Here is a 13153-nt window from a genome sequence, read left to right as displayed (position 1 = left end):
GCAGTGATGAGGAAGAGCAAGGCCACTCGGCAAACAACGAAGGGACGCCGAAGCGTCCCTCGCAGAATGATATGAGCGGCAGCCTACGCCGATCGTGACCGTGGGTCAGGTCAGCGCGGGTTCCGCCTGGTGTACGTCGATGTCGATGCTTTCGAGCATCGAGTCCTGATGCCGTGCGGCGGCGGACAGAGCGTCGTTCTCGGCCTGCATCCGTACGAGCTCGGATTCCAGGTCCTGGACACGCTGCTGCAGCCGTCGCATCTCGGAGAGGACTCGGGGGTCTGAGCCGCCGACGTAACCGAGAAGCGCCTTTGCCATGATCGATGGTCCTCCACACTGAGTGACCAACACGAGTGGTTGTTGGTCGTGAGGGAAATTTCGCGCCCGCGAGTACCAGTTCTGAAGTTATTTTCCGGATCGAACAGTCCGGTTGCGGGGGACTTCCAGCTTCTCACCAAAAGGTTTGACGGTCAACACGATCACGCCCCGCGGCCCTGGGCGGCCCTGACTCGACGGCGTTCCTGCGCCGGAGGCGGCGGCCCGCGGGGGGCGTGAAGATCACTAACAACCACTCGTTGCGGCAGCCTTGCACGGTGGACGGCGAATGGCAACCGCTTTGGATCATCGAATCGCGAAGCCGTCATAGCCGCCGCGCGGCCGGTCCCATATCTCCGTGACTCCGGAGACCCGCCCGGGCGTGTCTCCGGCGCGCAGCCATTCCAGAAGCTGCTCGCACTCCATTCGCCCTCCCTCGGCGACGACTTGGACCCTGCCGTCCCTCAGATTGATCACGAATCCCTCCACGCCGCCGATACGCAGAGCCGCGGCCCGTGTGAACCACCGGAAGCCGACCCCCTGCACGCGCCCCCGCACCCACGCGGTCATCCGCACGGCCGCGCCCGGCGCCGCGTTATTGTCATCCGCCTTCGTATTACCCGCCGTCATGAGCGGAGGCTATCCGGACATTTCCTCGGTCGGCACATGCGTCCCCTCTGTCATGCGTTAAAGTCCGCCCCAACGAGCTTCACCCGAACGGATGAGGCTGGGAAGCCGAAAACATTGTGAGGACTTCAGAGATGGGCCGTCACAGACGTGTATCCCACGCTCCCGAGCCCCCCGCCGTCACATACGACGTCGATCCTCGGCAGCGCGGCTCGCACCGCAGGCCGATCCCCCCTCCCTCGCGAGGCGGCGGGTTGTCGGCACGGGCGGGACTTCTGGGAGCGTCCGCGGCGATGGCCATGGGAGCTGTGGCCGTCGCTTCGACCGTGGTTCCGCAGCCCGGCGGGGGCTCGGGTACGCAGTACAGCGACATCGAGGCCGGTGGCCCCCCCGACACGTCCGAACTTCCCTCCGTGCCTTCCCCCTCGGGCGGCTCCGAGGTCCCGGGCGGTGACGGCAGCGGAAACGGCGAAGGCGGCGCGGTTCCCCCGGACTCCCCGAGCCCCGAGCAGCCCCAGGAGCCGGGCGGTTCGCAGCCGTCCGAACCGGGCGGCGGCAACCCCGGCGGCGACAACTCGCAGCCGTCCGAACCGGGCGGCGGCAACCCCGGCGGCGGGAGCGACAACGGCAAGGGCAACGGCAACGGTTCCGGGTCGGGTTCCGGCTCAGGTTCGGGCTCCGGCGGGGGCTCTTCTCCGTCGACCCCGACGGAGGTGGCCGAGGCCGAGGTCCTGTCACTGGTCAACGAGGAGCGCGAGGACGCGGGCTGCAAGCCCGTGAAGGCCGACCGCGACCTCATCAGCATGGCCGGCGACTTCGCCAGGGACATGGCGATCCAGGGCTTCTTCAGCCACATCGCCCCCGACGGTTCCGGCCCCTGGGACCGGGCCGAGGAGGCCGGCATTCTGGACCTGGGCGGAGAGAACATCGCCCGCGGTCAGACAGACGCCGAGGAGGTCATGGAGGACTGGATGGACAGTCCTGCGCACAAGGCCAACATCCTCAACTGCGAGTACCGCACGCTGGGTGTCGGCGCCTACCTCTCGGGCGACGACGGCCCCTGGTGGACTCAGAACTTCGGCTACTGAGAAAGCACGGATCAGAGCCCCGATACAGCCCATCGGCCGTATCGGGGCCGTTCTGTGTCCGGGCCCGATACGGAGCTGTCCACGGCGGGCCGTTCCGTGACGGGCGGCTGAACCGGTGGCCTCCGCGGCCCAGGCGAGAGCTCTGGCGGGCGGCTCGGCCGAGGTCATCGGCCATGATGCCCGTCCCTCGTGGGGAGGACACCCGAGATACGCCCCCAGAGCGGTTGCGGCGGTCACCGCCGCCGAATCCGGCAAACACAGAGGTACGTCGGCAGCCGACGATCAGCCGGAGTCAGGTCTGACGCTCTCGTCCCGTGCCCGGCGGGGCAGTGACTGCACGCCGAGTACGGGGCGCGGGCTGACAGCGCGGGCAGAAGTAGCTGGACCGGTTCATCCAGGGCCGCCTCCGCATGAGCGTTCCGCAGCGGCGGCACGGCTCGTCCTCGCGTCCGTAGGCGTCCAGCGAGCGGTCGAAGTAGCCGGACTCGCCGTTGACGTCGACGTAGAGGCTGTCGAAGCTGGTGCCGCCGACAGCGAGCGCGGCGTTCATGACGTCGCGGACATGACCGAGCAGCTCGACGGTGCGGCGCCTGGTCAGGGAGGCGGTCGGCCGCTCGTAGTGCAGTCCGGCGCGCCACAGCGCCTCGTCCGCGTAGATGTTGCCGACTCCGCTGATCAGCGACTGGTCGAGCAGCGCGCGCTTGATCGTCGAGCGACGGCGGCGCAGCGCATCGTGGAAGGCCGCCTCGTCGAAGGCGGGGTCCAGGGGGTCGCGGGCGATGTGGGCGATCACATCGGGGAGGGTCTCGGCCGAGCCGTCCGCGGGTGGCTGCTGCCCGGGGTGGAGAGCGGGGATCTCCGGGTGCAGCGAGAGACCGCCGAACGTGCGCTGGTCGACGAAGCGCAACTCCCCCGCCGCCGCGTCCTCGAAGGTGATGCGGATGCGCAGATGCTTCTCGTCGGGTGCGTCGCCCGGCTGTATGAGGAGCTGACCGCTCATTCCGAGATGGGCCAGGACGCAGAAGCCGGGGTCGAGGGGGAGCCAGAGGTACTTCCCCCTGCGCCTGGCCGTACCGAACCGGTGGCCTCTGAGCCGTGCGGCGAAGTCGGCCCCGCCGGCGGCGTGCCGACGCACGGCGCGGGGGTGGAGCACCTCCACGTCGGTGATTTCGCGGCCTGCAGCCCAGCGCTCCAGCCCACGGCGGACCACTTCGACCTCGGGCAGCTCGGGCACGGATTCTCCTCGCAAGGGGCCGGGACAGGGCGTAGGCCATGCCGCAACGGACTGCGGGCCCGCCCGTCCGGGCCGGGCCCGCAGGACCGTCTGCGTGCGATGGTGCAGGTCAGGCGCCCGGCGATGCAGCCGCTGCATCCGCCTCGGGGGACGAGGACGGCGAGGACTGTGAGGACTGCGAGGACGAGGCCGCGGCCTTGTCCGCCTCGGCCCGGATGGCCCGCCAGGCCGTCTCCGCCGCCTGCTGCTCGGCTTCCTTCTTGCTGCGGCCGGTGCCGGTGCCGTACGCGACACCACCGACGCGGGCAGCAGCCGTGAAGACCTTCTCGTGGTCCGGGCCCGTCTCGGTGACCAGGTACTCCGGTACGCCCAGGCCCTCGGCGGCCGTGAGCTCCTGAAGGCTGGTCTTCCAGTCGAGGCCGGCACCGAGGTTCGAGGAGTGCTCGATGAGCGGGTCGAAGAGGCGGTGGATGAGCTCAGCCGCGGCGTCGAGCCCCTTGTCGAGGTAGACGGCGCCGATCACGGCCTCGAGGGTGTCGGCCAGGATCGATGCCTTGTCCCTGCCGCCGGTACCCTCCTCGCCGCGGCCCAGCTGGATGAACGCACCCAGGTCCAGGTCGCGCGCGACGCCCGCGAGGGCGCGGGAGTTGACCACGGCGGCCCGCAGCTTCGCGAGCTGGCCCTCCGGCAGGTCCGGGTGGAGGCGGTAAAGGGTGTCGGTGACCACCAGTCCGAGGACGGAGTCGCCGAGGAATTCGAGGCGCTCGTTGGTCGGCAGCCCGCCGTTCTCGTACGCGTACGACCGGTGCGTCAGCGCACGCACCAGAAGGGCGGACTCGAGGGAGTACCCGAGCCGCCCTTCCAGAAGCGTGTGGGACGAGGCCGCATCCACCAGATCCGCCGCCGGTGCCGCCGACTCGCTCCCGTCGCGACGGTGAGCGCTGCCGGGGGTTCGGGCGTCTGACATGAAGCCTGTCACCAGCCGATCAGACCTCGAGGACCTGACGCTTGTTGTAGGTGCCGCAGTTCGGGCACGCGATGTGCTGCTGCTTCGGCTCAGTGCAGCGCTCGCACTTCACCAGGGTGGGGACCGCAGCCTTCCACTGCGACCGGCGGTGGCGCGTGTTGCTGCGCGACATCTTCCGCTTCGGAACAGCCACGGCTACTTCTCCTGTGAGTCGTCCCCGGCTTTGCGGGGCATGTCGTTCTCGCCGTCCTTCATGGTCCCGGCGAGTCCCTGCAGTGCCGCCCAACGGATGTCGACGGCGTCTTCATGCGCGTGCTGCGGGTCGTCCGCCAGGCGCGCTCCGCAATCGGGGCACAGTCCCGGACAGTCGTCCCGGCACACCGGCTGCAGGGGCAGTGAGAGAACCACCGCGTCCCGCAGCACGGGTTCGAGGTCGAGATAGTCGCCCTCGAGGGAGAAGGTGTCCTCCTCCTCGGCGTCGTCGCCGGTATCCGCAGCGGGGCGGCTCCGGTCGTCGGCGTCGGGGTAGGAGAACAGCTCCTGGAAATCCGCCGTGCTTTCCTGCTCCAGCGGCTCCAGACACCTTACGCACTCCCCCTTGAGCGGTGCACGGGCGGTGCCTGTGACGAGCACACCCTCCATGACCGACTCCAGGCGGAGCTCCACTTCGATCGTCGCGTCGTCCGGCACCCCGATGAACTCGACGCCGAGACCACCGGGAGACTTCACCGAGCGGGACAGCTCCTTCATCGCACCAGGACGCCGCCCCAGTTCACGTGTGTCGAACACGAGAGGAGCACGGGGGTCGAGGCGGGCGTTCAGGGCTTCCTGCTTTCTACGGTGGGGCTCGCCGCCCGGGGAGAACCGGGCAGCAGTCATCGCCGATGTACGCATGACCGAAGAGCCAGGATACTGGACCGTCCGGCCGCGACCCAATCGAGTCTCAGCTGCCCTGCCCGTAGCCCTGGCCGTAGCGCGCTTCGTACTCACGGACCTGGTCCAGATCGATCATGCTCGTGTCGAAGAAGCTCGTCTCGTCCAGCTGCGGCTGGTGCTGTTGCTGTTGGTGCTGCTGCCCGTAGTGCTGCTGGAGCTCCGGCTGCTGCTGTGCGTAGTACGGGTCGGGCTGCTGACCGTAGTAGGCGTACTGCTGCTGGTACGCGGCAGCGTCCTGGCCGCCGTAGTAGGGGTCCTGCTGGGCCTGGACCGCGTACGGGTCGGCTGCGGCCGCCGCAACGGGCTGATACCCGGGCTGCTCCGGCGAGACCCCGTGATGGGGATGCTGACCGGGCCCGCCGGCCGGGCCGACCGGTGCCGGCGCGTGAGGTCCCTGCTGTCCGGCAGCGGCGAGGTCGGCCATGTAGTCGGCGTCGCTGGTGTGCACGCCCTGCTCGGCGGCGTCCTGGGCCGCCATGTGCGCGCCGAGCTCGTCGGAGGGCCGGTGGCCCAGCAGCTTCGAACGGCCCCTGCCGACCGCTTCGAGGGTCTTGGTGAGCACGGCCGAGACGGCGCCGAGCCGGACGTCGACGTAGTTGTCGGCGCGGTCCCGCAGCTCGCGCGGGTCGGTGGACCGCTCGGGTGCGTCCTCGGCGTACTCCTCGTTCCACTCCTCGGAGCCGGGACCGCTGCCGAGCAGCTTCTCGCGGCCCCGCTCGACGGAGCCGATGGTCTTGCTGAGGACGACCTCGAAGTTGGCGAGCTTGCTGTCGACGTAGTCGTCCGCCTCCGCGCGGATCTCCGCGGCCTCCTGCCGGGCCTGCGCGAGGATCTGCTCCGCCTCCGCCTGCGCCTGGCGTACGACCTCGGTGCCGGAGACCAGCGAGCCGCGCTCCGCGTGCCCCGACTCGATGATGCGCTGCGCCTCGGCCTGTGCTTCGGCGACCATCTGCTCCCGGCCGCCGAGGAGTTGCTCTGCCTGAGCGAGCGAGCCGGGGAGGGCCTCGCGCACTTCTTCGAGTTTGGCGAGCAGTTCGGCGCGGTTCACCACGCAAGACGCCGACATGGGCATCGCGCGTGCGCTGTCCACGGCCGTCACGATCTCGTCGAGTTTCTGCTGAACGTCCACGGAGGTGACTTTACGGCCAGTCGCGCTCAACCCGACAGCGGATGCCCGAAGGCAGCACTGAGGGCTGCGTCTCAGGGCTTGGCGAGGCGTGCGGCCAGGGCGCGCTGGACGGGTTCCGGCACGAGGTGGGAGACGTCGCCGCCCCAGGTGGCGACCTCCTTGACCAGGCTGGAGGAGAGGAAGCTGTACGTGGGGTTGGTCGGCACGAAGAGCGTCTCGACGCCGGAGAGGCCGTTGTTCATCTGCGCCATCTGCAGTTCGTAGTCGAAGTCGGAGACGGCCCGCAGCCCCTTGACGATGGCGGGGATGTCCCGGTCCTTGCAGAAGTCCACGAGCAGGCCGTGGAAGGCTTCGACGCGTACGTTGCCGAAGGCCGCGGTCACCTCGTGGATGAGGTCTATCCGCTCGTCCACGGAGAAGAGGCCCCGCTTCGAGTTGTTGATCATCACCGCCACGTAGACCGAGTCGTAGAGCTTGGAGGCGCGGGCGATGATGTCGAGGTGTCCGTTGGTGATGGGGTCGAAGGATCCCGGACAGACTGCGCGACGCACTGGTGTTTCCTCGCTCTCCGAACGATCTGGGGCCGGCGAGGCGGCCCCGGAAGAAGTCAGCATGACGCGGGGGTGGCTCCGCGTACGGCGGCGCGACCGTACCAGAGCGTCCCCTCGCCGTAGCGACGTGACCGCAGCCCCTCGAAGCCCTCGGGCCAGCGGAATTCGCCGCCCCGGGTACTCCGCTCCACGGTGGCGAGTGCTTCGTCGCTCAGCCAGTCGCCGGACCGGAGTGTGAGCAGGATCTCCCGTACATGTCCGTCGGTCACGGCGTAGGGAGGGTCGAGGAAGACGAGGTCGTAGGGGACCTCCGGAGCGGGCCCCGCCAGGGCCTGTTCCGCTTTCGCGTGGCGGACCTCGGCGCCCGGCAGCCCCAGGGCCTTCACGTTCTGCCGGATGGTGCGGGCGGCCCGGGCGTCCGATTCGACGAGGAGCACGTGCGCCGCTCCGCGGGAGAGCGCCTCCAGGCCCACGGCGCCGGAGCCGCCGAACAGGTCCAGCACCCGTGAGCCCTGCCAGGCGGCGGCACCGCCCAGCTGGGCCTCCCAGCTGGAGAACATCCCCTCGCGGGCCCGGTCGGAGGTGGGACGGGTGCCCTGGCCCGGCGGCACGGTCAGCCGCCGTCCGCCGACGGCGCCTGCGATCACGCGGGTCATTGTGGCGGATTCCTCTCCTCTGCCGGGCGGTCGTGGTGCCCTCGGATACCGGGCGGGCGGGCGGTACGAGGCGGTCACCGCGATCCGCTGCCCGGAACCGAGGATCCCATGCTCGCTGTCCCGGTGCCCCGCGGCAGGTGCGGCGGTGGCCCCGGCGTTCTCCGAGGTCCATGGCCGCCGCGACAGCGGGTGACCCGCTCCCCTGCCGCTCAGCCTTTGTCGAGGTAGTCCTCGCGCTCCTCGTCCAGCAGCGCCGACAGCGCCGTGCGCAGCTCCGGCATCCGCTCCAGCTCCGGGTCGTCGGCGACAAGAGCCGTCGCCGCCGCCCGGGCGGCCTCGATGATCTCCTCGTCCTCGATGACGGCGAGCATCCGCAGGGACGAGCGGACGCCCGACTGTGCCTGACCCAGCACATCGCCCTCGCGGCGCTGCTCCAGGTCGATACGGGACAGCTCGAAGCCGTCCAGCGTGCCGGCGACGGCATCGAGGCGGGCCCGCGCCGGCCCCGCCTCCGGTGCCTCGGTGACCAGCAGGCACAGGCCGGCGGCCGAACCGCGGCCCACGCGGCCGCGCAACTGGTGGAGCTGGGAGACACCGAACCGGTCGGCGTCCATGATGACCATGACCGTTGCGTTGGGAACGTTGACGCCGACCTCGATGACGGTCGTCGCCACAAGGACGTCCACCTCTCCCGCAGCGAAGCGGCGCATCACCTCGTCCTTGGCGTCCGGCTGCATGCGCCCGTGCAGGGCCTCCACGCGCAGCCCCGCGAGCGGGCCGTCGCCCAGCTGCGCGGCGATGTCCAGGACGGCCAGCGGGGGACGCTTGTCCGCATCCGCCCCGTCCCCCGCGTCCCCGCCGTCGGCGCCGTAGTCGCGGTCGTCGCCCTCGTCGGCGCCCGCTGCTTCTTCGCCCCCCGCGCTCTTCCGGCGCTTCGTCCCTCCGCCCGCTGCCTCCTCCTCGTCACCGATGCGGGGGCAGACCACGTAGGTCTGGTGTCCGGCTTCCGTCTCCTCCCGTACGCGCTCCCAGGTCCGGGCGAGGAAGTGCGGCTTGTCCCGGGCGGGGACGACATGGGTGGCGATGGGGGAACGGCCTGCGGGGAGCTGGTCCAGCACGGAGGTCTCCAGATCGCCGAAGACCGTCATCGCGACGGTGCGCGGGATCGGCGTCGCCGTCATCACCAGCAGGTGCGGGGGCTGTCTGCCCTTGGAGCGCAGGGCGTCACGCTGCTCGACACCGAAGCGGTGCTGCTCGTCGACGACCACGAGCCCCAGATCATGGAACTGGACCTTGTCCTCGATCAGCGCGTGCGTGCCGATGACGATGCCGGCTTCCCCGGTGGCCAGGTCCAGCAGTGCCCGTCGGCGGGCCGCCGCCCCCATCGATCCGGTGAGCAGTACGACCTTCGTACCCTGCTCGGCGCCGCCCAGCATGCCGCCCTCTGCCAGCTCGCCCATCATCTCCGTCACCGACCGGTGGTGCTGCTGTGCGAGCACCTCGGTCGGCGCCAGCATGGCGGCCTGACCGCCGCAGTCGACGACGGTGAGCATGGCGCGCAGCGCGACCATCGTGTTGTGCGTGACCGTGAAGTTGTCCGTGATGTAGGCCCTGCTGGGGTGACGGACGCTGATGCACTGCACCTGCTTCCGTCCGGCAGGTTCGACGCCGACGACGGCGCGCCCCGCGACCGCGCGCTCCCCGCCCTGCGGCCGTCCGTCCGATTGCTCCGTGTACCGGAGATCCGTGTACCGGAACGGGGCGTACTGCGGCGGCAGTTGCACGCGCACGTCGAGGGCGCCGCCCGCGCCGCGTACCGGCCCCGCCGGTGCGACACTCGCGTGGCCGCTCAGCGAGCGCACCAGCCATGCGACGTCCTCCGCGAGCGGCCGTGACGAGGAGCGCACCGCGATTCCGCCCGGCGGGCTGCCCGGCCGACTGCGTGACGAGCCCTCCTCGTCCCCCGTCCCGGCCTCGGCCGGGACGGGCGGAAGTCCCTCCAGCAGTCCCTGCAGCACGGCGAACCTGTCCTTCACGGAGGTTTCCTTGAAGGACCGCGGCACACCCCCTTGCGCGTCCTGCCGTCCCAGCTGCAAGCCCGTCTCGTACGGGTCGGCGGGCACGTCCGCCGGAGCACCGAGATCGACCGGTACGGGCTCGGGGAGCCACCACTTCGGGGAGCCGTCCCGCCTGGTCAGGTCGTATCTGATCTCCCGCGTGGTCAGCACCGAAGGCTCCGCACGGCCGGACGCCGGAGCGCCTCCGGACCCGCCCGGGAGGCGGGGAGCGGCGCCGGTGCCCACCAGCCACAGGTGTTCGTCGTCGCACTCGACGCTGCTGCCGTCCGAGAGGATCAGCCGCCACACCTCGCGCTCCCCCTGCGGGAAGACGCCCTCCACGGGGGCCAACTCGCCGGAAGGCGTGACCACTTCGTCCCCGACGCCGATCGTCCCCATCGCGCGGAAGCCACCCGGGGTGAGCACGAGGGCGTCCAGCGGCTGCGCCTTGCCGGAACCGACCTCGCCCTGGAGCAGCCGGTGCATGGGATGTCCGGTGGCCAGATCCGCGAAGATCTCGCCGCTGACGTGCCGTTGCCCTTCGGTGAGGGTGAAGGGCAGCTTGGCGTCGAAGGCGTCCAGCAAGCCGTCCTGCACGTGGGCGCGGGGCACGGCGGGCAGCTGGGAGTCCGCCATCCGCCGGCGGGCGAGGGCGACCTGGAGTACGAACGCCTCGTCCCACTTCAACCGGGCGCGGGCCTCGGCCACATCGGCTTTCGTGTGCGGACGGTGCACCTTCTCGAAGGCGCCGGGCAGCGGAATGAGCCGCTGTTCCTCGCGGATGGCGGGGGGCAGCGGGTCCACGAGCGCGTCCCAGCCCGTCGACTCCATGGACGCGAGCACTGTCTGGACCGACTTGGCGATCTTCCAGGACGCCAGCTGTGCGACGGCCGGATAGATCGGCATCAGCCTGTTGGCGAAGGCGTCGACCTCCTCGGCCCCGCCCTCCGAACCCAGGAGTTCGTACTGCGGATGCGCGAGCTGCAGACGGCCGTTGAAGACGCCCACCTTCCCCGCGAACATCCCGCGACGTCCGGGCAACAGGTCCTTCTGCGGCTTGAAGATGCCACGTCCGAAGAAGACCAGCCGCAACTGCCCGCTGCCGTCCGTGAGTACGACTTCGAGCCGCTGCCCCCGGCCGCGGTTGAACTTGTGCACGGTGGCCTTGGCGACCTGGGCCACCACCGTCACGTGCTCGTCCAGCGGCAGATCCGCGAGGCGCGTCAGCTGACCGCGCTCCTCGTAACGCCGCGGATAGTGGTGGAGGAGGTCCCCGACCGTCTCCAGGCCCAGGTGTTCGGCCATCACCTTCGCGGTGTTGCCGCCAAGGATCTTCTTCAGTGATTCGTCGAGCGCTGGCACGCTCCCATTGCACACCATGACGGTGACAGGACCACGGCATCGAGCAACGTACGGACGCCCCACGGACGGCACTCCGCCGGCGCCGCGGACATGCCTGTCGGGAGACCGGCGCGGGGCCCGCTCTCATTCCACCCCGCTACTCCACCCCGATCAGCAGCGGCGCGCACTGCTGCCCGCCTTCGTAGACCACGGTGTCGACGCCGAGATGGCCGCCGCGCACGCGCTCCTCCAGCCGGGCGGCCAGTCCCCCGGGGGCCTGCTCCCCGACGACCAGCGTGACCAGTTCGCCGCCCGCGGCGAGCATCCGCTCCAGCACCTCTTCCGCTGTGGCGGCGATGTCGGAACCGATCACTGCGACGTCGCCTTCCACCAGCCCGAGCACATCCCCTGCCTCGCAGACGCCTGCCATGGTCCACGACCTGCACTCCGCGACGGCCACCTCGCCGTAGCGGGTGGCTCCGGCAGCCGAGGTCATGGCGACGACGTCCTCGTCGAAGCGGCGCTCCGGATCGTGCACCGCGAGGGCGGCTATGCCCTGTACGGCGGCGCGGGTGGGGACGACCGCCACACGTATGCCTACCGGGGATTCACGGGCCTCGCGCGCCGCGCGGGAGGCGGCGGCGTGCAGTTCGGCGTCGTTGGGCAGCAGTACGACCTCCGCGGCGCCGGTCGCGTGCACTGCCGCGGGCAGCCCCTCGCTGTCGAGGGCCTGACCGGCGCGTACGACGAGCGCGCCGGCCTCCTCGCACAGCCCCGCCAGTCCGTCCCCGTGGACGACGGCGACGACAGCGCGCCCGTGCGGACCGCCCGGCAGACCGGCTCCCGCGCTGTCCGCGCCGCCACTGCGGGTCCCGCCGGCCCCGCCGTCTTTGCCTGCTGCTTCGTCCGCACTGCCCGACCGGTGCTCCGTCGGGTCCCCGGGGGCGCACCCCCCGACCGCTCCGGCCGCCGACGCCGCTGCGAGGTGGGTGATGCGGATGCGGTGCGGACGACCTGCCTCGACGCCTGCTTCGACAGCCGCCCCGGCGTCGTCGACGTGCACGTGCACGCTCCAGAGGCCGTCCCCGCCGCCGACTACGAGCGAGTCGCCGAGACCGTCCAGCCGTTCGCGCAGGGCGGCCACCGTGGCGTCGTCTGCTTCGAGGAGATACATCACCTCGTATGCCGGGTCCCGGTCCGGAGCGCCCGCAGTGGCCGGAGCTTGCACGTCGTGGGCGTCACTCGGCACGAGTGCACTGCGGGGACGTGATCCGGCGGCCGGGTCCGACAGCGCGTCCGCAAGCGCGCCCAGCACCGCGACGAGGCCGCTACCCCCGGCATCGACGACCCCGGCACGGCGCAGGGCGTCGAGCTGTCCCGTCGTCGCCGACAGTGCGACGCGAGCAGCGTCGTGGGCGGCGCGGGCGACCACAGCGGGACCGGGGTCCACGCTGTCGGCGTCCACGCCGTCGGTTCTCGCGTCCACGCCGTCGGTGTCCACATGTTCGGCGACCGCGCGCTCTGCGGCGTCGGCGGCGGCACGCGCCACGGTCAGCATCGTCCCCTCGACGGGACGGGCCACCGCCTCGTAGGCGGACTCCGCGGCGCGCCGCAGCGCGGCGGCCAACAGCCGCCCGCCGGGGGCGTCTTCGGAACGCCTCGCGCCCCCCGTGCCGGGCGTCCCCGGGGACCCTCCGCGCTGCGCCTCCCCGTAGACCTCCGCCATGCCGCGCAGCAGCTGCGCCAGGATCGTCCCGGAGTTGCCGCATGCACCGATCAGAGCCGCCCGCCCCAGGGCACGCAGCGCCGGGGCCGCCGGGCCGCCGGAGGCACCGTCCGCCTCCTCCAGCCCCTCGGCAGCCGCAGCCACGGTCCGGAGGAGGTTGGTGCCGGTGTCGCCGTCCGCGACGGGGAAGACGTTGATGGAGTCGAGCTCCGCGCGGCCCTCGCCGAGGGCGTCCACGGCGAGCGTGGCCCAGGCCCGTACCACCGTGGAGTCGAACGGCTGTTGCACGTGAGGACCTCCTGCGAGTGGACCGGTGACGGCGAACGGCGGCGGGGACGGCTGTCGTCGGCGCCGTCCGAAGGCTAGGGCAGCAGCCGGAGCGGAGCCCCGAGCAGTGGCCGGACCTGGTGGGGGTGCCGACCGGTCAGTGCTGGTTTCGCTGTTCGTGAGCAGGCGTTGTATGCTGCTCCGGTTGCCTGATGAGTATCGGGCCTCATTACCTCCCTGGCAGTGCCGGTCGATCACG

Annotated in this window: 12 protein-coding genes; 1 reads left to right on the top strand and 11 read right to left on the bottom strand. The window is 71.0% G+C overall.

Features of this window, described 5'->3' with window-relative positions; translation table 11 throughout:
• Nucleotides 1–105: 105 nt before the first annotated feature.
• Together ACFPA8_RS07530 and ACFPA8_RS07525 are read right to left on the bottom strand one after the other, a co-directional pair.
• Nucleotides 106–318, bottom strand: coding sequence for a hypothetical protein (locus ACFPA8_RS07530; protein WP_045864967.1), 213 nt, complete (start codon nt 316–318; stop codon nt 106–108).
• A 303-nt stretch (nt 319–621) separates the two neighbouring features.
• Nucleotides 622–945, bottom strand: a complete 324-nt coding sequence (locus ACFPA8_RS07525) for an acylphosphatase (protein WP_386444120.1) — start codon at nt 943–945, stop codon at nt 622–624.
• A 290-nt stretch (nt 946–1235) separates the two neighbouring features.
• On the opposite strand from ACFPA8_RS07525, the gene ACFPA8_RS07520 reads away from it, so the two are divergent.
• Nucleotides 1236–2030: a CAP domain-containing protein gene (locus ACFPA8_RS07520; protein WP_386444117.1), complete on the top strand. Its 795-nt coding sequence runs from the start codon at nt 1236–1238 to the stop codon at nt 2028–2030.
• Between the two features lie 292 nt (nt 2031–2322).
• On the opposite strand, the gene mutM is transcribed toward ACFPA8_RS07520, so the two are convergent.
• From mutM to ACFPA8_RS07475, 9 genes are all read right to left on the bottom strand, one after another.
• Nucleotides 2323–3264, bottom strand: coding sequence for a bifunctional DNA-formamidopyrimidine glycosylase/DNA-(apurinic or apyrimidinic site) lyase (mutM, locus tag ACFPA8_RS07515; RefSeq protein ID WP_386444115.1), 942 nt, complete (start codon nt 3262–3264; stop codon nt 2323–2325).
• A 109-nt stretch (nt 3265–3373) separates the two neighbouring features.
• A complete protein-coding gene (gene rnc / locus ACFPA8_RS07510; protein WP_386444112.1) occupies nt 3374–4231 on the bottom strand; it encodes a ribonuclease III in 858 nt (285 codons plus the stop codon).
• Between the two features lie 19 nt (nt 4232–4250).
• Nucleotides 4251–4424 carry a 50S ribosomal protein L32 gene (gene rpmF / locus ACFPA8_RS07505; RefSeq protein WP_045864962.1) on the bottom strand — a complete coding sequence of 58 codons (174 nt, stop codon included), beginning with the start codon at nt 4422–4424 and terminating at the stop codon, nt 4251–4253.
• Between the two features lie 2 nt (nt 4425–4426).
• The gene (locus ACFPA8_RS07500; protein WP_386444108.1) at nt 4427–5110 is read right to left on the bottom strand and encodes a YceD family protein; all 684 of its coding nucleotides are present in this window, start codon (nt 5108–5110) and stop codon (nt 4427–4429) included.
• A gap of 64 nt (nt 5111–5174) precedes the next feature.
• Nucleotides 5175–6296 carry an ATP synthase F0 subunit B gene (locus tag ACFPA8_RS07495; RefSeq protein ID WP_386444106.1) on the bottom strand — a complete coding sequence of 374 codons (1122 nt, stop codon included), beginning with the start codon at nt 6294–6296 and terminating at the stop codon, nt 5175–5177.
• 71 nt (nt 6297–6367) lie between these two features.
• The gene (coaD, locus tag ACFPA8_RS07490; protein ID WP_386444104.1) at nt 6368–6847 is read right to left on the bottom strand and encodes a pantetheine-phosphate adenylyltransferase; all 480 of its coding nucleotides are present in this window, start codon (nt 6845–6847) and stop codon (nt 6368–6370) included.
• A gap of 56 nt (nt 6848–6903) precedes the next feature.
• The gene (gene rsmD / locus ACFPA8_RS07485; protein WP_386444102.1) at nt 6904–7503 is read right to left on the bottom strand and encodes a 16S rRNA (guanine(966)-N(2))-methyltransferase RsmD; all 600 of its coding nucleotides are present in this window, start codon (nt 7501–7503) and stop codon (nt 6904–6906) included.
• Between the two features lie 209 nt (nt 7504–7712).
• On the bottom strand, nt 7713–10940 hold the full coding sequence (locus ACFPA8_RS07480) for a helicase-related protein (protein WP_386444099.1): 3228 nt from the start codon (nt 10938–10940) through the stop codon (nt 7713–7715).
• A 118-nt stretch (nt 10941–11058) separates the two neighbouring features.
• Nucleotides 11059–12915, bottom strand: coding sequence for a DAK2 domain-containing protein (locus ACFPA8_RS07475; protein WP_386444096.1), 1857 nt, complete (start codon nt 12913–12915; stop codon nt 11059–11061).
• Between the last annotated feature and the right edge of the window lie 238 nt (nt 12916–13153).

This window comes from Streptomyces ovatisporus (assembly GCF_042653885.1).
Taxonomy (GTDB): domain Bacteria; phylum Actinomycetota; class Actinomycetes; order Streptomycetales; family Streptomycetaceae; genus Streptomyces; species Streptomyces ovatisporus.
This window is presented reverse-complemented; position numbering and strand designations above follow the sequence as displayed.

Bases quoted from the DNA above. Each gene is read 5' to 3' on its own strand.
- ACFPA8_RS07480 (WP_386444099.1), bottom strand. From the start codon at position 10,940: ATGGTGTGCAATGGGAGCGTGCCAGCGCTCGACGAATCACTGAAGAAG.
- ACFPA8_RS07500 (WP_386444108.1), bottom strand. From the start codon at position 5,110: ATGACTGCTGCCCGGTTCTCCCCGGGCGGCGAGCCCCACCGTAGAAAG.
- rnc (WP_386444112.1), bottom strand. From the start codon at position 4,231: ATGTCAGACGCCCGAACCCCCGGCAGCGCTCACCGTCGCGACGGGAGC.
- rsmD (WP_386444102.1), bottom strand. From the start codon at position 7,503: ATGACCCGCGTGATCGCAGGCGCCGTCGGCGGACGGCGGCTGACCGTG.
- ACFPA8_RS07530 (WP_045864967.1), bottom strand. From the start codon at position 318: ATGGCAAAGGCGCTTCTCGGTTACGTCGGCGGCTCAGACCCCCGAGTC.
- ACFPA8_RS07520 (WP_386444117.1), top strand. From the start codon at position 1,236: ATGGCCATGGGAGCTGTGGCCGTCGCTTCGACCGTGGTTCCGCAGCCC.
- ACFPA8_RS07525 (WP_386444120.1), bottom strand. From the start codon at position 945: ATGACGGCGGGTAATACGAAGGCGGATGACAATAACGCGGCGCCGGGC.